This is a genomic window from Streptomyces sp. NPDC008150 (assembly GCF_042956945.1).
Lineage (GTDB): Bacteria > Actinomycetota > Actinomycetes > Streptomycetales > Streptomycetaceae > Streptomyces.
The window spans coordinates 456,636-474,088 of sequence record NZ_JBIBHJ010000005.1 but is presented as its reverse complement, the minus strand read 5'-3'; the positions used below and the strand labels follow the sequence as shown (position 1 = coordinate 474,088).

15 protein-coding genes and 1 riboswitch are annotated in these 17,453 nt (G+C 72.7%); of the genes, 6 read left to right on the top strand and 9 right to left on the bottom strand.

All coding sequences use genetic code 11. From position 1 onward, the window contains the following. Nucleotides 1–44 precede the first annotated feature (44 nt). Nucleotides 45–141: riboswitch (glycine riboswitch) on the top strand. A gap of 179 nt (nt 142–320) precedes the next feature. Continuing rightward, a complete protein-coding gene (gcvP, locus tag ACFZA0_RS16335) occupies nt 321–3,206 on the top strand; it encodes an aminomethyl-transferring glycine dehydrogenase (RefSeq protein WP_391016493.1) in 2,886 nt (961 codons plus the stop codon). Between the two features lie 78 nt (nt 3,207–3,284). Here gcvP and ACFZA0_RS16330 read toward each other — a convergent pair whose 3' ends face one another. From ACFZA0_RS16330 to ACFZA0_RS16305, 6 genes are all read right to left on the bottom strand, one after another. Further along, a complete protein-coding gene (locus ACFZA0_RS16330) occupies nt 3,285–3,704 on the bottom strand; it encodes a TOBE domain-containing protein (protein ID WP_391016491.1) in 420 nt (139 codons plus the stop codon). Between the two features lie 97 nt (nt 3,705–3,801). Next, nucleotides 3,802–4,911, bottom strand: coding sequence for an ATP-binding cassette domain-containing protein (locus tag ACFZA0_RS16325; protein ID WP_391016489.1), 1,110 nt, complete (start codon nt 4,909–4,911; stop codon nt 3,802–3,804). 100 nt (nt 4,912–5,011) lie between these two features. Beyond that, the gene (gene modB / locus ACFZA0_RS16320; RefSeq protein WP_391016577.1) at nt 5,012–5,878 is read right to left on the bottom strand and encodes a molybdate ABC transporter permease subunit; all 867 of its coding nucleotides are present in this window, start codon (nt 5,876–5,878) and stop codon (nt 5,012–5,014) included. A 2-nt stretch (nt 5,879–5,880) separates the two neighbouring features. Next, nucleotides 5,881–6,708: a molybdate ABC transporter substrate-binding protein gene (gene modA, locus ACFZA0_RS16315; RefSeq protein WP_391016487.1), complete on the bottom strand. Its 828-nt coding sequence runs from the start codon at nt 6,706–6,708 to the stop codon at nt 5,881–5,883. A gap of 440 nt (nt 6,709–7,148) precedes the next feature. Then, the gene (locus ACFZA0_RS16310) at nt 7,149–7,355 is read right to left on the bottom strand and encodes a DUF5999 family protein (protein WP_391016485.1); all 207 of its coding nucleotides are present in this window, start codon (nt 7,353–7,355) and stop codon (nt 7,149–7,151) included. Between the two features lie 396 nt (nt 7,356–7,751). Further along, nucleotides 7,752–8,339, bottom strand: coding sequence for a hypothetical protein (locus ACFZA0_RS16305; protein WP_391016483.1), 588 nt, complete (start codon nt 8,337–8,339; stop codon nt 7,752–7,754). Nucleotides 8,340–8,897: 558 nt separating this feature from the next. Between ACFZA0_RS16305 and ACFZA0_RS16300 the strand changes: the two genes are divergently transcribed. Next, a complete protein-coding gene (locus ACFZA0_RS16300; protein WP_391016481.1) occupies nt 8,898–10,433 on the top strand; it encodes a glutamate--cysteine ligase in 1,536 nt (511 codons plus the stop codon). 156 nt (nt 10,434–10,589) lie between these two features. Here the strand turns inward: ACFZA0_RS16300 and ACFZA0_RS16295 are convergent, their stop codons facing one another. Continuing rightward, the gene (locus tag ACFZA0_RS16295; protein ID WP_391016478.1) at nt 10,590–12,359 is read right to left on the bottom strand and encodes a substrate-binding domain-containing protein; all 1,770 of its coding nucleotides are present in this window, start codon (nt 12,357–12,359) and stop codon (nt 10,590–10,592) included. A gap of 206 nt (nt 12,360–12,565) precedes the next feature. Here ACFZA0_RS16295 and ACFZA0_RS16290 point away from each other — a divergent pair, with 206 nt between their 5' ends. Further along, nucleotides 12,566–13,366, top strand: coding sequence for a type II CAAX prenyl endopeptidase Rce1 family protein (locus ACFZA0_RS16290; protein WP_391016475.1), 801 nt, complete (start codon nt 12,566–12,568; stop codon nt 13,364–13,366). Between the two features lie 95 nt (nt 13,367–13,461). Here ACFZA0_RS16290 and ACFZA0_RS16285 read toward each other — a convergent pair whose 3' ends face one another. Continuing rightward, nucleotides 13,462–14,271, bottom strand: a complete 810-nt coding sequence (locus tag ACFZA0_RS16285; protein WP_391016473.1) for a PhzF family phenazine biosynthesis isomerase — start codon at nt 14,269–14,271, stop codon at nt 13,462–13,464. Between the two features lie 117 nt (nt 14,272–14,388). Between ACFZA0_RS16285 and ACFZA0_RS16280 the strand changes: the two genes are divergently transcribed. Then, a complete protein-coding gene (locus ACFZA0_RS16280; protein ID WP_391016470.1) occupies nt 14,389–15,036 on the top strand; it encodes a helix-turn-helix transcriptional regulator in 648 nt (215 codons plus the stop codon). A gap of 181 nt (nt 15,037–15,217) precedes the next feature. Here the strand turns inward: ACFZA0_RS16280 and ACFZA0_RS16275 are convergent, their stop codons facing one another. Next, nucleotides 15,218–15,406, bottom strand: coding sequence for a hypothetical protein (locus tag ACFZA0_RS16275; RefSeq protein WP_391016583.1), 189 nt, complete (start codon nt 15,404–15,406; stop codon nt 15,218–15,220). Between the two features lie 199 nt (nt 15,407–15,605). Between ACFZA0_RS16275 and ACFZA0_RS16270 the strand changes: the two genes are divergently transcribed. Together ACFZA0_RS16270 and ACFZA0_RS16265 are read left to right on the top strand one after the other, a co-directional pair. Beyond that, nucleotides 15,606–16,190, top strand: a complete 585-nt coding sequence (locus ACFZA0_RS16270; protein WP_391016468.1) for a Clp protease N-terminal domain-containing protein — start codon at nt 15,606–15,608, stop codon at nt 16,188–16,190. A gap of 129 nt (nt 16,191–16,319) precedes the next feature. Continuing rightward, nucleotides 16,320–17,351 (top strand): EamA family transporter, encoded by a 1,032-nt coding sequence (locus ACFZA0_RS16265; RefSeq protein WP_391016465.1) that lies wholly within the window; start codon nt 16,320–16,322, stop codon nt 17,349–17,351. Nucleotides 17,352–17,453 lie beyond the last annotated feature (102 nt).

The following is a 17,453-nucleotide window of genomic DNA, read 5'->3' as shown; positions in this document are numbered from 1 at the left end:
GAAGGACCTCGTGCGAGAGCCGCTGGTAGGCTGGCTGCGGCTGCTGATCCCGTGCGGGAGAGCCCTCCGGGACCGTTCCGGGGGCGCCGAAGGAGCAAATCCTCCCCGGAAACTCTCAGGCCCACGTACCGCACGGACGAGGTCACTCTGGAAAGCAGGGCAGTGGTCGCCGACGACCTCCGCCCTCACCGACGGTGAAAGCCGGGAGCCTTCGGGCACGCCCGGTGAAGCTCTCAGGTTGAGATGACAGAGGGGGAGGCCGTCCGGGTACCCGCGCCGTGGTACCCGTCCAAGGTCGTATCGACCAGGAGGCCTCCGCCATGACCGCCCACCGCACCCCGCTCTCCGAGCTCGAACAGGGCATCCCCTTCGAGCAGCGTCACATCGGACCCGACCAGGAGGCGCGGGCCAAGATGCTCGCGCAGGTCGGATACGGCTCCCTGGACGAGCTCACCGCCGCCGCGGTCCCGGACGTGATCAAGAACGCCGACGCCCTGGACCTGCCCGGCGCCCGCACCGAGGCGGAGGTCCTGGCCGAACTGCGCGGCCTCGCCGACCGCAACCAGGTGCTCGGCTCCATGATCGGCCTCGGCTACTACGGCACCTTCACCCCGCCGGTGATCCTGCGCAACGTGATGGAGAACCCGGCCTGGTACACCGCGTACACGCCGTACCAGCCGGAGATCTCGCAGGGCCGCCTCGAAGCCCTGCTGAACTTCCAGACCGTGGTCGCCGACCTGACCGGCCTGCCGACGTCCGGGGCCTCGCTGCTCGACGAGGGCACGGCCGCCGCCGAGGCCGTCGCGCTGTCGCGGCGCATGGGCCGGAACAAGAAGGGTCTGTTCCTGGTCGACGCCGACGCGCTGCCGCAGACCGTCGCCGTCATCCGGACGCGCGCCGAACCGGCCGGTGTCGAGGTCGTCGTCGCCGACCTCGCCGACGGCATCCCCGCGGACGTCGCCGAGCGCGAGATCAACGGCGTGCTCGTGCAGTACCCCGGGGCCTCCGGCGCCGTGCGGGACATCAAGCCCCTGATCGAGCAGGCGCACGGACTCGGCGCGGTCGTCACCGTCGCCGCCGACCTGCTCGCCCTCACCCTGCTCACGTCGCCCGGTGAACTCGGCGCCGACATCGCGGTGGGCACCACGCAGCGCTTCGGCGTCCCCATGGGCTTCGGCGGACCGCACGCCGGCTACATGGCGGTGCGCGAGAAGTTCGCGCGGAGCCTGCCCGGCCGCCTCGTCGGCGTCTCCGTCGACGCCGACGGACACAAGGCGTACCGCCTCGCGCTCCAGACGCGCGAGCAGCACATCCGCCGCGAGAAGGCCACGAGCAACATCTGCACCGCGCAGGTGCTGCTCGCCGTGATGGCCGGCATGTACGCCGTCTACCACGGTCCGGACGGCCTGCGCGGCATCGCCCGGCGCACCCACCGCTACGCCACGCTGCTGGCCGCCGGGCTCACCGCCGGCGGCGTCGAGGTCGTGCACGGCGCGTTCTTCGACACCGTCACCGCCCGGGTGCCCGGCCGTGCCGCCGAGGTCGTCGCCGCCGCCCGCGAGGGGGGCGTGAACCTGCACCAGGCCGACGCCGACCACGTGTCGATGTCCTGCGACGAGACCACCACGCGGGCCCAACTGGGCGCCGTCTGGGCCGCGTTCGGTGTCGAGGGCGACATCGAGGCGCTCGACGCGGGCACCGCGGACGTCCTGCCGGACGCGCTGCTGCGCACCGACGACTACCTCGCCCACCCGGTCTTCCACCAGTACCGGTCCGAGACCGCCATGCTGCGCTACCTGCGCCGCCTCTCGGACCGCGACTACGCGCTCGACCGCGGCATGATCCCGCTGGGCTCCTGCACCATGAAGCTCAACGCGACCACCGAGATGGAGCCGGTCACCTGGCCCGAGTTCGGGCAGCTGCACCCCTTCGCCCCCGCCGCGCAGGCCGAGGGCTACCTCACGCTCATCCACGAGCTGGAGGAGCGTCTCGCCGAGGTCACCGGGTACGACAAGGTCTCGCTCCAGCCGAACGCCGGCTCCCAGGGCGAGCTGGCCGGGCTGCTCGCCGTGCGCGGCTACCACCGCGCCAACGGCGACGAGCAGCGCACCGTCTGCCTGATCCCGTCCTCCGCGCACGGCACCAACGCCGCGAGCGCGGTCATGGCCGGCATGAAGGTCGTCGTCGTCAGGACCGCCGAGGACGGCGAGATCGACGTCGAGGACCTGCGCGCGAAGATCGAGCTGCACCGCGACGAACTGTCGGTGCTGATGATCACCTACCCGTCGACGCACGGCGTCTTCGAGGAGCACGTCGCCGACATCTGCGCCGCCGTCCACGACGCGGGCGGCCAGGTCTACGTCGACGGCGCCAACCTCAACGCCCTGGTGGGCCTCGCCAAGCCCGGCCACTTCGGCGGCGACGTCTCCCACCTGAACCTGCACAAGACGTTCTGCATCCCGCACGGCGGCGGCGGCCCCGGCGTCGGCCCGGTCGGTGTGCGCTCGCACCTCGCGCCGCACCTGCCCAACCACCCGCTCCAGCCGGCCGCCGGCCCCGAGACGGGCGTCGGCCCGATCTCCGCGGCGCCGTGGGGCTCGGCGGGCATCCTGCCGATCTCGTGGGCGTACGTCCGGCTCATGGGCGGCGAGGGCCTCAAGCGCGCCACGCAGGTGGCCGTGCTGTCCGCCAACTACATCGCCAAGCGCCTCGAACCGCACTACCCGGTGCTGTACACCGGCCCCGGCGGGCTGGTCGCGCACGAGTGCATCATCGACCTGCGCCCGCTGACCAAGGAGACCGGCGTCAGCGTCGACGACGTCGCCAAGCGGCTCATCGACTACGGCTTCCACGCGCCCACGATGTCGTTCCCCGTGGCGGGCACGCTGATGATCGAGCCGACGGAGTCCGAGGACCTCGCCGAGCTGGACCGCTTCTGCGACGCGATGATCGCCGTCCGCGCGGAGATCGACAAGGTCGGCTCCGGCACCTGGCCCGGCGACGACAACCCGCTGCGCGGCGCCCCGCACACCGCGGCCGTGCTCGGCGGCGAGTGGGACCACGCGTACACCCGCGAGGAGGCCGCCTTCCCGGCCGGGGTGCACCCCGCCGACAAGTACTGGCCGCCGGTCCGCCGCATCGACCAGGCCTTCGGCGACCGCAACCTGGTCTGCTCGTGCCCGCCGCTGGACGCGTACGAGGACTGACCCGGGAGCGGGTGGCGCCCTCGTGAAGGGGCCCGTGCCGGCCGTGGGTTCACGGTCGGCACGGGCCCCTTCGCGTCGTCACACCGCCGCGAGCGACACCTCGGTCGACTTCATCAGCGCGACCACCGGGGAACCCGCCGCGAGACCGAGGTCGGCGGCGGCCTCCTTGGTGATCGCGGCGGTCAGCGTCCCGCCGGCCACGTCCACCTTGACCGCGGCCATCGCACCGCCCGTGGTGACCTCGGTGACGCTGCCGGGGAACTGGTTGCGGATCGACAGGCCCTCCACCCGCGCGGTCGCGAGGGCCACCTCGGTCGACTTCACCAGTGCCCGGACGTCGGAGCCCGCGGCGAGCTTCAGCTCCTCGGCCGCCTCCAGGGTGATCGCCGCGGTGAGGTCCTGGCCGCCGGCCAGCCTGACCTTGACGGTCGCCATCACCGCGCCCGGGGTGACGTCGGTGACGGTGCCGGTGAGTTGGTTGCGGATGCTCAGGCTCAAGGGAACGCCTCGCTGACGGTGGGGGAACGGGCCGGGACGCACCGGAAGGGGGATTCGTCCCCCGCGTCCCGGCCCACCGTAGCGGGCGGCGGCCCCGTCAGGCCGGATAGGCGTGCGTCTGCGCGGCCTTGACCGTCGCCCAGACCGCGGCCCCCGGGTGCAGGTCCAGCTCGGCCGCCGCGACCGTGGTCAGATCGGCGGTCAGGGCCAGTTCACCGGTGAGGTCCGCCCGGACCAGATCGCCGTGGCTCTCCATGCCGGCCACCTCGCACCGCCACAGGTTGCGGGCACTGGAACCCTCGGGCCGCTCCGCGTACAGGGTGACCGCGCTCGGCGGGAACGCGACGAACACCGGGCCGTCGAGCTCCTCGGTACTGGTGACCGAGGGCCCCGCGTCCAGGGCGACGGTGTGGCCGTCGGCGGCGCCGCGGTAGAGGTTGAGGCCGACGAGCCGGGCGATGTAGTCCGTGCGCGGGCGCCGGGCGATCTCGGACGGGGTGCCCTCCTGGACCACCTGGCCGTGCTCGATGACGACGAGCCGGTCCGCGAGCACCATCGCGTCCAGCGGATCGTGCGTCACCAGTACGGCGACCGCCTCGAACTCGGCCAGATGGCGCCGGAGTTGGGCCCGGACATCGAGCCGGGTACGGGCGTCGAGGGCGGCCAGCGGCTCGTCCAGGAGCAGCAGCCGGGGCCGGGTGGCGAGGGCGCGGGCCAGGGCGACGCGCTGCGCCTGGCCGCCGGAGAGCCTGCGCGGCTTGGCGTTCGCGTGCTCGGAGAGACCCATGCGCTCCAGCCAGTCGGCCGCTGCGGCGCGCGCGGCTGCCTTGCCCGCCCCCTGACAGCGGGGTCCGAAGGCGACGTTGTCGAGGGCGCTGAGGTGCGGGAAGAGCAGGTAGTCCTGGAAGACGACCCCGACCGGCCGGTGTTCGGGCGGCCTACGGTCGAGGACGGTGCCGTCGAGGCGGAGCGACCCGCCCCCCGCCAGCGGGACGAGCCCGGCGAGCGCCCGCAGGGCCGTGGTCTTGCCCGCGCCGTTGGGCCCGAGCAGCGCCACCACGTCACCGGGGGCCGCGCTCAGCGCGACGTCCAGGTGGAAGGAGCCGCGGTCGACGACCAGCCGGGCGTCCAGACCGGCGGCACCGCCGGCGTCGGCCGTGCCGTTCGTGTCGCCGTCGGCGCCGGGGGTTTCGTCGAGGTCGGTCATGGTGCGGTCGTCCAACGGTCGGGCCGGGCACGGGGGCCGGCGGGGCGAGGGCGGCGCGGGCCGCGCTGTCGCGGTCGGTCCGCGCACCGGGAGCCGGGGTTCACGTCGCCCTCATCCAGCGGTCCCGCAGGCCCGCGAGGACGGCGATCGACACCGCCAGCAGCACCAGGCTGAGCGAGATCGCGGCCTCGGGGTCGTTCTGGAGCGCCAGGTAGACCGCCAGCGGCATGGTCTGCGTACGGCCGGGGAAGTTGCCCGCGAACGTGATGGTCGCCCCGAACTCCCCGAGTGCACGCGCCCAGGCCAGTGCCGAACCCGCCGCGATGCCCGGGGCGATCAGCGGCAGCGTGACCCGGCGGAAGGCGGTGAAGCGGGAGGCGCCGAGCGTCGTGGCCGCCTCCTCGTACCGCGGGTCGGCGGCGCGCAGCGTCCCCTCGACGCTGATGACCAGGTAGGGCAGCGCGACGAACGCCTCGGCGACCACGACGCCCGCGGTGGTGAACGGCAGGGTGATGCCGAACCAGGAGTCGAGCCACTGCCCGACGACGCCGTTGCGGCCGAGTGCGAGCAGCAGGGCCACACCGCCGACCACGGGCGGCAGCACCAGCGGCAGGGTCACCAGCGCCCGGACGAGTCCCCGGCCGGGGAACTCCGTACGGGCCAGCAGCCACGCCAGGGGGACGCCGACCACCAGGCTCACCGCGGTGGCCGCGGTCGCGCAGATCAGCGAGAGCTGGAGGGCCTGCCACACCTCGGTACTGGTGAGCTGGTCCGGCAGGCTGCGCCAGGGCGCCCGCACCAGCAGGGCGACCAGCGGCAGCAGCAGGAACGCCAGACCGACGAGGGCGGGCACCAGCAGCGGCAGCGGCGCCCCGCGGCGGGCGGGGCGGAACCGGGCACGGGGACCGCGGGCGCGCCGTCCGGGCCGCGCGCCCTTCCCCTCCGCCGCCCGTGGCGCGTCGGGCAGCGTCACGGCTTGAGGAAGCCGGCCTGGGTCAGCACCTTCTGGCCGTCGGCCGACTTGACCAGGGCGATGAACGCCTTGGCGGCCTCGGCGTTGGGCGCGTCCTTGAGCAGGGCGATCGGGTAGTCGTTGATGGCGTTGGCGGCCTCGGGGAAGTTCACGCCCTCGACCTTGTCACCGGCGGCCTTCACGTCCGTCTGGTAGACGACGGCGGCGTCGGCCTCCTTCAGCTCCACCTTGTTGAGCGCGCTCTTGACGTCCTGCTCGTAGGAGGCGGGCGTCAGCTTGAGGTCGCTCTCGTCGAGGGCGGTCTGCGCGGCGGCACCGCACGGCACCGTCTTGTCGCAGAGCACGACCTTGAGGCCGGACTTGGTGAGGTCCTTCAGCGAGGTGACCTTGTCGGGGTTGCCCGGCAGGGTGGCGATCTCCAGCTGGTTGCGCACGAAGTTGGCGGGCGTGCCGACCGCGTCGCCCTTGTCCGTCACCGTGGCCATGGTCTTGGGGCTGGCGGCGGCGAAGACGTCGGCGGGGGCACCGCTGGTGATGCTCGCGGCCAGCGTGTCGCTGCCGCCGAAGTTGAAGGTGACCTTCGTGCCCGGGTGCGCCTGCTCGAACTGCTTGCCCAGGGTGGTGAAGCTCTCCTGGAGCGAGGCCGCGGCGAAGACGGTCACCGTCCCGGACAGCTTGGGCGAGGCCGACGCGGACGCCGGGGTGGCGGACGAGCCGGAGGAGTCCGAGTCGGACGACGAGGAGCAGGCACTCAGGGCCAGCATCGCGACGGCTCCCACACCGGCTGCCTGAAGGATCCGGGTACGGCGTGCGGGACGGGTCATCAAGGTCTCTACTCCCTCTGCCTCTTCACGCAAGTCCCTCTGGGCCCTTGCGCCGTCCGCTCTTCGGGACGTGCGCTGATGATACTGCCGCATTTGCAAGGGATAAGTCTGCTGTCGCATCGCACAGGCCGGGGCTACCGCCGGTTGGGCCGCGCATGTGCGTTTGTACAGGAGGGCACTGTGGGGCGACCGGTGCGGGTGGGGTCAACTACCGCTCGGCGAGCAGGCTTTGGGGCGCGCGACGCGCACGGTGCGACGGGGCGTCCGCGCCCGGACCGCCGCGCCGCGCATCCACCGCTTGCGCAGCCCGCGCGGACACACGTCGGGGCCGGCACGCGGCAACTTCCCGCGATCCGACCCCGGATGTCGACGGGCTGCGTCGTACGGCGCGGTGCGGGCGCCGTCGCGTGCCCGTGAGCTGTCTGTTCGCGCCGCGGTGGCTACACGGCGGTGGCGATCAGGCCGGTGCCCTGCGGGCGGTGGGGCGCGATGATCTGACCGTCCGGCAGGATTTCGCCGGTGTCCTCGAACAGGAGGACGCCGTTGCACAGCAGGCTCCAGCCCTGTTCGGGGTGGTGGGCCACCAGACGGGCGGACTCCCGGTCGGCGGACTCTGCTGTCGGGCACGGGGGCTGGTGCTGGCACATAACTGGGGTCTTCCGCTCTGGCGATGTGTGGGACTGCTGTGGTGTTGTCTCCCGCGGTGCGCGGGCCGGCTGGTTCCGGAGTCTCCGGGGCCGCCCGCGTCGCGGGAAGTGCGTCGCGACCCAGTGTTGCCCCAGCGGGCCGGATCCGCAGGTATTTCGCGGCACAGCCCCTCACAGGTTGAAGACGTGTCACCCGGGTGCCGGGTTGCCGCCAACTTGCCTGTCCTTCCCGGGGGTTGGAGTGACCGCGCGTAACAGGTCCGGACGGGTGGGTGAGCGGGGGCGGGGGAGTGGAGAGGGGGCCGGGGGCACGCGACCGCGTACCCCGTCGCCGCACGGGGCGGGAACGGGGTACGCGTGGTGGGTCGCGTGGTCGCTCTCGGCGGTCGGGCCGGGTCAGGCCGGTGAGCCGAGCAGCGGCACGGGTGTCGCGCGGTGGGTGAGGACGGGGAGCAGTTCGGCGAAGCGGTGCGGGCGGTGGGCGGCGATGCCGGGCGGCGCCGGCGCCAGGGGGACGAGCAGGTCGGTGGCGGCCGGATGCCCCGCCGCGCCGTCCGCGGACGTGTCTCCGTGCAGCCAGAGGGTGAGCATGTAGAGCCCGGGTACGGACAGCAGACGCGGCTGGTAGGCCTGCGGGACCGACTCGGCCTGGCGCAGGGCCTGTTCGGTGGCGGCGATGTAGGGGCCGTGGACGAAGTGCGAGAACACCCATCCGTCGGCGGTCGGCTTGGATTCCGCCGCGGCCACGACCCGGTCACCGCGGCGGATCAGGAAGCGCCACCCGGCGAGCCGGGTCGACGACGCTCCCTCCGCGGTGAGCCGGTCCAACACGTGGACGGGCAGCGGGCGTTCGGCGGTGAGGGGCTGGTCGGTGTTGATCAGCAGGGCGGGAGTGCGGGCCTCGCGGACCGCGGTGGGGGACGCGAGGGCCGCGAGGACGGAACGCAGTGCGGGCGCGGGAGCCTGGGGGACATGCAGCGGCATGGTGTGTCGCCTCTCATTCGACAGGCACGGTGGCGCGAGGGCAGGGGCGGGACGGCGCTGTCACCTCGCGGGTCAGAGGGGCGGGGGCCGGGGTCTTTGAAAAAAAGGGGGAGGTGCGTTTGCGGCCTGCCGTGCGTCACGGCGACGGCGGGACGCGGGACCGTGGGCGCCAACCTTCTGCCTTGTCGGCAGAGTTTATACGACACGTGTTCATACAATGTTTCGGCTAATCGCTTCCGGGGCGAAAAGCAAGAAACTTTTCGGTCGCCGATACGGGGTAATGATCCCGATTCCGGGCCGGTTGGAACGAGGTGCCCTGGCACTTCACCGCGAACGCGGTAGGCCGGTTCTCGTCGGCGTTTTTCACGAGGCCGGAAGGGTACCCGGAGCCCCGGACGCCTCATGCCCGGTGAATGTGCCTCCGGTCAGCACGACCAGCCTAGTGGCTGTCGGGCCGGCGCGGGGGCGTTATCAATCGCCAGGGCGGGGCATCATCCAAGCTGACTTGGGACACCAACGGCCGGACTTCGGCCTGCCCATCCGAGGAGGGACGCTTCGATGGGAGAGAAGGTCGTGGCAGGGCCGTTCGACCTGTCCGACCGCCAGCGCTACCGCGACAAGCTGCGGCAGTGCCTGGCGGGACTGGAGCGGTTGCTGGAGGAGGAGCGGTTCGACAGCCCGCAGAACCTGATGGGGCTGGAGATCGAATTGAATCTCGCCGGCTCCGACGGCATGCCTCGAATGATGAATGGCCAAGTGCTCGAACGTATTGCGAGCCGCGATTTCCAAACAGAACTCGCCATGTTCAACCTGGAAGTCAACATTGCCCCACACCGGTTGGACGGCCGCGTATTCGACCGGCTCACCGAGGAGATCCGCACTTCCCTGGCATATGCCGAACGGAAAGCCCGGGAACTCGACGCCGGAATTGTCATGATCGGTATTCTGCCGACCCTGGCCCGGGACGACCTGGTCTCGTCCAACCTCTCCGACGTCGACCGGTACGCCCTTCTCAACGATCAGATCGTCGCCGCGCGGGGCGAGGACTTCACGCTCGACATCGAGGGCGTGGAGCGGCTGACCTGCACGTCGAAGTCGATCGTCCCGGAGGCCGCGTGCACCTCGGTGCAACTGCACCTCCAGGTCACTCCGTCGCGCTTCGCCGACGTGTGGAACGCCGCCCAGGCGGCCAGTGCCGCGCAGATCGTCGTCGGCGCCAACTCGCCGTTCCTGTTCGGCCGTGAGCTGTGGCGCGAGTCACGGCCCCCGCTGTTCCAGCAGTCCACCGACACCCGCCCGCCCGAACTGCAACGCCAGGGCGTACGGCCCCGCACCTGGTTCGGGGAGCGCTGGATCTCCTCGGCGTACGAGCTCTTCGACGAGAACCTGCGCTACTACCCGGCGCTGCTGCCGATCTGCGACGACGAGGACCCGATCAAGGTCGTTGAGGCGGGCGGCACGCCGAAGCTCGCCGAACTCGTCCTGCACAACGGCACGGTGTACCGCTGGAACCGCCCCGTCTACGACGTCGCGGACGGTGTGCCGCACCTGCGTGTGGAGAACCGCGTGCTCCCCGCCGGCCCCACCGTCACCGACGTCATCGCCAACGCCGCCTTCTACTACGGCCTGGTGCGTGCCCTCGCCGACGAGCAGCGACCGGTGTGGAACAGGCTGCCCTTCTCCGCGGCGGCCGCCAACTTCGAGGCCGCGTGCCGGTACGGGATCGACGCGCGGTTCGAGTGGCCGCGGCGCGGCCGGCTCGGCGGCACGGCCGAGGTCGACGCGGTCACGCTGATCCGCGACGAGCTGCTGCCGCTCGCCGAGGCCGGGCTCGACGCGTGGGGGGTGGAGCCGGCCGACCGCGACCACTACCTCGGGGTCATCGACGAGCGCTGCCGGCGCCGGGTCAACGGCGCGTCCTGGCAGGCCGACACGTTCCATCTCGCCCTGGAGCAGGGGCTCGACCGGGACGCCGCGCTGGCCGCCACCACCCGGCGCTACCGCGACCTGATGCACGACGGGGAGCCGGTGCACACGTGGCCGGTGGGCCTGCCCGACCCGGTGCCGCTGGGGGTGAGCGGCGAGGGCGCCTGAATCGCCCTGTGCGGCGGGGGAGTTCGTGGGGCACCGTGCGGCGCGCGTCGTGGCGCGGTGCCGCGGGGATGCCGGCCGGTGTGCCGGGCGGACGTCAACGGGGTCGCCGTGCAAGGGAGTTCGGTGTGGGGGGTGGCGAGGGCGGTGGTGCCGGGGTCAGCCCAGTGAGGCCGTGGCACCCGCCTGCACGATGGCGTTGAGGATGACGGAGTGGATCTCCGCGGGGTCGGTGACCTCGTGGCCCGAGCCGCCCGTCGCCTCGGCGATCTGCTCGGCCTCGTCCTTGTCGGCGTCCGGACCCACCGCGATCATGATCAACGGCACGGGGCGCTCGGGGTTGTTGAGCTTCTGGAGTTCGTTCATCAGCGTCGAGCGGGAGATGCTGCCCGGGTCCTGGTTGACCCCGTCGGTGAGCACCACCAGCGCGTTGAACTTGCCGTCCACGTAGGACGACGTGGCCGCCTTGTACGCCGCGAGCGCCGTGTCGTACAGACCCGTCGCCCCGTCCGGGACCGGCTGGAGGTCGCTGAAGGCCGCGGAGAGGCGGTCGCGCTGGGTGACACCGCTCCGGGAGTCGCCGAGCCGCTCGGTCGGCACGAGGACGCGGTAGTCCTTGTCGCCGTCCAGCTTCGTGGAGAACTCCCACAGCCCGATCTCGTCCTCCGGCGTGAAGGTGGCGAGCGCCTGGAGCAGCGAGGCCTTGGTGACGTCCATGCGCGACTGGTCCGAACCGGTCACCGGCTCCGACATCGACGAGGACGCGTCGACCACCGTCGTGATGCGGGCACTCTGCACCGTGATCGTCCACATGCCCAGCGCCTCCTGGAGCGCGGCGTCCGAGGCCGGCTGCGGTGACGCCGCCGCGTACGGCTGCGGACTGCTGCCACCGGCCGCGGTGATCAGGGACTTCGGGGTCTCCTCCTCGTCCACCCGGAACCCGTGGTCCTCCAGCAGGCGGCGCTGGGCCGGCAGCCGCAGGTACGTCATGAACCGGATCGCGGCACGGCTCTCGTCCGTCGTCAGGTCCGCCTGGTCGACGAGCGCGTAGGGGAAGTCCAGCCGCGGTGAACCGTCCTTGGGGTAGAAGAAGTCCAACTTGGCGTCCGGAGCGGTGGAGTTGTGCGCGTAGGCCGCCTGCTCGGTGAGGATCAGCGCCTGGTTGCGCTTCGGATTGCCCTGCTCGGTGCCCGAGGAGTCGCGCGGCAGCGTGTCGACGACCTGGCCGTCGGTGTCGGATATCCGCTCCGACAGGGTCTTCATCATGGCCGCGGCCTGGGTGTCGCCGCCCTTCACCTTGGCGGCGGCCGCGCCGATCTGGGTGAGCGCGAGCAGGCCCGTCGCGCTGCGGGCGGGGTCGGCGGCGCCCAGCTTCAGCGAGTCGTCCTGCATGGTGGCACCGGCCAGCTCCACCCAGCTGTACGTCTTCTTCGGCCATCCCAGGGACCGCGCGGCCGTCGGGACCATCGCCACGCCGACGGGGGTCGAGGCCACGTTGCCCGCCGGGGTCACCTGGGTCGCCTTGGCGTCGGAGGTGATGCGCTCCACCCACACGTCCGCGTCCGGCACCCACACCTGCGCGTCCGGTTTGCCGCCGGACCGCAGGGTGTCGGCGGCCTTGTACGAGTCGACGGCGCTGACGCTCACGGTGAGGCACCTGCCGTCGGAGGTGATCCCCTGGTCCCGCGCCCGTGCGGCGGCCGACTTGAGCGCCGGGGCGATGTCCGGGGAGACGGCCAGCTTCAGCCGTATCGCGTCGTCCTCGCAGGAGGAACCGAACGAGAGCAGGCCGCTGTTGGCCGCGACCGCGGTGCCGGCGGCGACGGTGAGCACGAGGGCCGTGGCGAGGGCGACGGTTCTGCCGCGTGTGCGTGGACGGGGGTCGCTCGCGCCCGCGCCGAACCCGTCGGGCAAGCTGTGACGTCCCATAGGGTGGTGCCCCTCCCTGTTGCTTCCTCGGATGAACTTCGGTGAACACGTACCGGAATCCGGTCGCACGCCGGTCGGAGGAAGTACGCCCCCGCACGGGGACGCCCCCTTTAAACGGCCTGTCGCGCACGATCTTCGGAATTTCTTTCGAGACCCTAGCGGGGCGAAGATGGGCATGAGGCGGGATTACTCAACTGGAGGCAGGTGTGCAGGCGGAGGCGGGCCCGGTGGCCGATTCCTTTCCTCAGGAGGGGCCGTCGCGGCGGATCCTGCGGGACGAGACCCTGCTCGTTCTGGGGCTTTCGCTCGGTGCGAGCGGTGTGTCGGCCCTGATCAGCTTTGTCGGATCGGTCACCAAACCGGGGGGTCTGAAGGACCAGGCGGCAACGCTCGTCGGCTCGCAGGCCCCCGGCCGTCCGTGGCTGGATCTGGCGTGGCAGTTGTTCGGCATCGCGACGGCGCTCGTGCCCGTCGCGCTGGTCGCCCACTTCCTGCTGCGCGAGGGCGCGAGTCTGCGCACGCTCGGCTTCGACCGCACCCGCCCGTGGCCGGACCTCGGGCGCGGGGCGGCGGTCGCGGCGGTCATCGGCAGTACCGGAATCGCCTTCTACCTGACGGCCAGGGGCCTCGGCTTCAACCTCACGGTGGTTCCCGAGGCGTTGCCCGACGTCTGGTGGAAGTTCCCCGTGCTGATCCTCTCGGCGGTGCAGAACGCCGTGCTCGAAGAGGTCGTCGTCGTGGGCTATCTGCTGCGCCGCCTGGACCGGCTCGGCTGGACGCCGGCGGCCGCGCTGGTGGCCAGTTCCGTACTGCGCGGCTCGTACCACCTCTACCAGGGCATCGGCGGGTTCCTCGGCAACGTCGCGATGGGCGTGGTCTTCGTCCTCCTCTACCGCCGCTGGGGCCGGGTGGGCCCGCTGGTGGTGGCGCATTCCCTGCTCGACATCGGGGCGTTCGTCGGCTACGCGCTGCTCGCGGGCAAGGTGGGCTGGCTGCCCACGGCCTGAGGGCGCCGGGCACGCCCGCCCCGGCCCCGGCCCCGGCCCCGGTGCGCGTGCGTACCGCGCCGCCGGGTACCGGGCCGATTCCCGAACTGCCGTGACTACGCCAGCAGTTCACCGTCCACGACCGTGACCGCGCGCCCCGTGAGCAGGGTGCGGGCACCGCGTACCTCCGTGCCGACCAGGCCCGAACGGGGCGACGCCTGAAGGCCGGTGAGGACGGGCCGGCCCAGACGGTCGGACCAGTACGGGGCCAGTGCGGTGTGCGCGCTGCCCGTGACCGGGTCCTCGTTGATGCCGACGCCGGGGAAGAAGCAGCGGGACACGTAGTCGTACCCGGCGTCGGCCCTGGCGGCCGGCGCCGTGGCGATGATGCCGCGGGCCGAGTGCCGGGTGAGGGCGCGGTGGTCGGGGGTGAGACCGCGCACCGTCTTCTCGTCGCCGAGGTCGAGCAGCAGGTCGCCGACGGCCGGGCCGGTGTCGAACGCCGAGTGCGGTGTCGCGCCCAGGGCCTCCGCGATGCCGTCCGGCACCGCGACCGGGGTGAGCGGCGCGGTCGGAAAGTCGAGCACGATCCCGCCGTCGGCCGCGGGCGTCGCCACGAGCACACCGCTGTGGGTGGCGAACCGTACGGGACCCTCGTGCGCGCCGGTGGTGAACAGCACGTGGGCCGCGGCGAGCGTGGCGTGGCCGCACATGGCGACCTCGGTGGCCGGGGTGAACCAGCGCAGTGCCCAGTCGGCCTCGCCGCCCGGGGGCAGCCGGTGGGTGAACGCGGTCTCGGAGTGGTTGACCTCCAGGGCCACCTGCTGGAGCCGGTCGTCGGAGGGGAAGGAGTCCAGGAGCAGCACTCCGGCCGGGTTGCCCGAGAAGGGACGGTCGGTGAAGGCGTCGACAATTCGAATGCGCATGGGGCCGACGCTACGGGGCGGCCCGCGGACCGGCTCACGGCAGGGGGTTGTCATCCGACTAGTTCCGATATATCGTTGACGCATCGCGACCGATCAACGATGGATGGAGTGATGGCGATGCGTTCCGAAAACTTCGAACGTGGACACGGCAGGCCCGGACGACACGGTGGCCGGGGTGGATTCGACGGACGACGCGGTGCCTTCGGCCCGTTCGGTCCCGGCGGGCCCGGTGGCCCCGGGGGTCCCGGCGGCTTCGGTGGCTTCGGCGGACCGGGCTTCGGTCCCGGCCCCTGGGGGCCACGAGGGCGCGGAGGGCCGAGGGGCAGGGCACGGCGCGGCGATGTGCGCGCGTCGATCCTCGCCCTGCTGAAGGACCGCCCGATGCACGGCTACGAGATGATCCAGGAGATCGCCGAGCGCACCGACGGCGCCTGGAAGCCCAGCCCGGGTTCGGTCTACCCCGCGCTCCAGATGATGGAGGACGAGGGTCTGATCGTCAGCGAGTCCGAGGGCGGCAAGAAGCTGTTCTCGCTCACCGAGGAGGGCCGTACCGCGGCCGCCGACGTGGCCGACGCCCCCTGGGACGAGGCCTCGCGCGGTGTCGACCGTGAGGCGCTGAACGACATCCGCCAGGCCGGATTCGGTCTGATGGAGGCCTTCGGCCAGGTCTGGAAGACCGGCACCAAGGAGCAGCGCGAGAAGGCGCTCGCCGTGGTCCACGAGACCCGCAAGAAGCTGTACCTGATCCTCGCCGACGAGGACTGAGCCGTCCGGGCCCCCGTGGCCCGCGGCAGCCGGACGCACGGAACGAGTGCCCCGCGGAGAACTCCGCGGGGCACTCGCGCGTCCCCGGCCGGGGTCCGTGTGCGCCCGCAGGCGGGCTCGGTCCGCCGGCGCCCCGGCCGCCCGGCCGGTCCCGTCCCGTCCGGCGCCGCCCGGGACACCGTCACTCCAGCCGTCGTATCTCCGCCGCGTCGAACAGGTCCCACGCCCGCGGGTGCGGTCCCTCGTCGTGGCAGTGCCACGCCTGCCAGAACAGGTCGGCGGGCAGGGCGTTCCCCGGCGCGTACACCCGGTACACGTACCGTCTGCCGTCGACCGCGGGCAGCGTCACCAGCCAGGACCCGTCCTCCACGTCCCTGTGGGACGTCCGGCCGGCGGCACCCGGTTGCGCGTGGGGCGCGCCGTCGCCCGGCGTGCGCCCCTCGGGGCGATAGCGCCTGATCTCATCCCCAAGGAGGAGATTCCCGGACGCCGGGTCAGCACGTCGTGGGACGCGCGAATGGTTCCCGCCGGGGATGTTCCGGCCGCCGGGGACTGGTGAGGTGGGAGATGTGCAACCCCGTATCCCCCGGCAGCCCGCTCACGAGCCGGCCGGCCACCGAACCGGCGACGACGCCGGCCTCAGCGACGAACTGGCGGCGGTGGTCGCGAGTGCCCGCCGCCGGGCGGTGCGGGACGGGGACCGCCAGATCGACACGGCCCATCTGCTGCACACGCTCCTGGAGTCGGACCCGGACGTGTTCGCCGCCTTCGGCGACGGCCCGCAGACCGCGCGGCTGCTCGGCTACCTCGTCCAGCGCAGCATCGGCTACGGACTGCGCTGGCAGGGCGTCGTGGAGGAGTGCGGGGTCCTGACCCCCGCGCTCGCGACCGCCGACGCCGAAGGCTGGTCGCCGCTGGCCGCCGCCACCATGGACCTCGCCCGCGAACGCGCCCTGCTGCGCGGCGACGGCGCCGCGCACGGCATCGACCTTCTCGTGGCGATCCTCACCGACCCCGGGGCACGCGCGGTCGAGGTGCTGTCCCGCGCGGGTCTCGACGCGCGCGAACTGCTCGCCCGCGTCGGCGAGTTCACGGCACCCGGTCCCGAGGCCGACGAGTGCGTGGGGGAGGGCGCGGCGGGCTCCGGCACCTGAGCCCCCGCTGTCCCCCCCCGGCCGGCCGGGGACGGGCGGCCGTCCGTGACCGTGCCCGGCCCGCGTCCAGTTGGCGAGACAGGTGCTAGAACGAGTGACGGTCATGTCCTCGCCTGTCACCATGGGCCGGTGCATACGTCTGACGATGGTCGCGGTGGTGGGGGAAGGGGCGTCGCCCTCGGTCTGGCGCTGGTGTCGGCGCTCGCCTTCGGCGGGTCCGGGGTCGCGGCCAAGCCGTTGATCGAGGCCGGGCTCGACCCCCTGCACGTGGTGTGGCTGCGCATCGTGGGCGCCGCCGTCGTGATGCTGCCGGTGGCCTGGCGGCGCCGGTCCCTCGTGCGCACCCGGCCCGTGCTGCTCGTCGGCTACGGGCTGCTGGCCGTGGGCGGCGTCCAGGCCTGCTACTTCGCCGCGATCTCCCGCGTCCCGGTCGGTGTCGCCCTGCTCGTGGAGTACCTGGCGCCCGCCCTGGTCCTGGGCTGGGTGCGGTTCGTGCAGCGCAGGCCCGTCACGCGTGCCGCGGCCGTGGGTGTCGTCCTCGCGGTGGGCGGGCTGAGCTGCGTCGTGGAGATCTGGTCCGGGCTGCGCTTCGACGCGCTGGGCCTGCTGCTCGCGCTCGGCGCCGCCTGCTGCCAGGTGGGGTACTTCGTGCTCTCCGACCTGGGCGGCGACGCGGGCGAGGCGGCCCCCGACCCGCTCGGTGTCATCGCCTACGGGCTGCTGGTCGGAGCCGTCGTGCTCACCGCCGTGGCCCACCCGTGGAGCATGGACTGGGCGGTGCTCGGCGGCACCGCGCACCTGAACCGCACGGCCGTTCCGGCGTGGCTGCTGCTGGCCTGGGTGGTGCTCGTCGCGACGGTCCTCGCCTACGTCACCGGTGTGCTGTCGGTGCGCCGGCTCTCGCCCCAGATCGCGGGCGTGGTGGCCTGCCTCGAAGCGGTCGTCGCGACCGTGCTGGCGTGGGTCCTGCTCGGCGAACACCTGTCGTTGCCCCAACTGGTGGGCGGTGCTGTGGTGTTGGTGGGCGCCTTCGTCGCCCAGTCCGCTCCGCCGCCCGCCACGACGGGCGGCGGGAGCGACGCGGCGGACGCGGCGGGTGCGGCGGCGGGCGAAGCGGGCTCGGCCGAGGGCGCGTTGGCCGCCCGCGGCGCGGCCTCGTGACGGGAGCCGGGCGCGTGGCGCACCCCGTCGCGGTGCGTATCGCCGGGGCGCGGGCGGCCTGGGCGCGGGCGGCCGGGGTGCACCGCGGTGGGGTGCGCCGTG

Bases quoted from the DNA above. Each gene is read 5' to 3' on its own strand.
- gcvP (WP_391016493.1), top strand. From the start codon at position 321: ATGACCGCCCACCGCACCCCGCTCTCCGAGCTCGAACAGGGCATCCCC.
- ACFZA0_RS16325 (WP_391016489.1), bottom strand. From the start codon at position 4,911: ATGACCGACCTCGACGAAACCCCCGGCGCCGACGGCGACACGAACGGC.
- modA (WP_391016487.1), bottom strand. From the start codon at position 6,708: ATGACCCGTCCCGCACGCCGTACCCGGATCCTTCAGGCAGCCGGTGTG.
- ACFZA0_RS16310 (WP_391016485.1), bottom strand. From the start codon at position 7,355: ATGTGCCAGCACCAGCCCCCGTGCCCGACAGCAGAGTCCGCCGACCGG.
- ACFZA0_RS16305 (WP_391016483.1), bottom strand. From the start codon at position 8,339: ATGCCGCTGCATGTCCCCCAGGCTCCCGCGCCCGCACTGCGTTCCGTC.
- ACFZA0_RS16300 (WP_391016481.1), top strand. From the start codon at position 8,898: ATGGGAGAGAAGGTCGTGGCAGGGCCGTTCGACCTGTCCGACCGCCAG.
- ACFZA0_RS16295 (WP_391016478.1), bottom strand. From the start codon at position 12,359: ATGGGACGTCACAGCTTGCCCGACGGGTTCGGCGCGGGCGCGAGCGAC.
- ACFZA0_RS16285 (WP_391016473.1), bottom strand. From the start codon at position 14,271: ATGCGCATTCGAATTGTCGACGCCTTCACCGACCGTCCCTTCTCGGGC.
- ACFZA0_RS16280 (WP_391016470.1), top strand. From the start codon at position 14,389: ATGCGTTCCGAAAACTTCGAACGTGGACACGGCAGGCCCGGACGACAC.